The following is a 653-nucleotide window of genomic DNA, read 5'->3' on the forward strand; positions in this document are numbered from 1 at the left end:
ATCTAGTAGCTCAAGCAGCTCTACAACAAAATACTTTCTACGCAGGTGCGAAAGTTGGTCAATCATCATTTCACCACGGTGTTAACCAATTAAAATCTGGTCACGATGATCGTTATAATGATAAAACACGTAAGTATGGTATCAACCGTAACTCTGTAACTTACGGTGTATTCGGCGGTTACCAAATCTTAAACCAAAATAACTTCGGTTTAGCAGCTGAATTAGGCTATGACTACTACGGTCGCGTACGTGGTAACGTAGATGAATTCCGTACAGTTAAACACTCTGCTCACGGTTTAAACTTAGCGTTAAAACCAAGCTACGAAGTATTACCTGACTTAGACGTTTACGGTAAAGTAGGTATTGCGGTTGTTCGTAATGACTATAAAAAATATGGTGCGGAAAACACTAACGAATCAACAACAAAATTCCACAAATTAAAAGCATCAACTATTTTAGGTGCAGGTGTTGAGTACGCAATTCTTCCTGAATTAGCGGCACGTGTTGAATACCAATACTTAAACAAAGCGGGTAACTTAAATAAAGCATTAGTTCGTTCAGGCACACAAGATGTGGACTTCCAATATGCTCCTGATATCCACTCTGTAACAGCAGGTTTATCATACCGTTTCGGTCAAGGCGCTGTAGCACCC

The 653-nt window shown here is 39.8% G+C and carries 1 protein-coding gene; it reads left to right on the forward strand.

Annotated elements, in window-relative coordinates:
• The coding region (locus tag DRV96_RS17825) for an outer membrane beta-barrel protein (RefSeq protein ID WP_162911151.1) at positions 1-653 on the forward strand (653 nt) is incomplete at both ends.

The organism is Azohydromonas sediminis (genome assembly GCF_003574675.1).
GTDB lineage: Bacteria > Pseudomonadota > Gammaproteobacteria > Burkholderiales > Burkholderiaceae_C > Calidifontimicrobium > Calidifontimicrobium sediminis.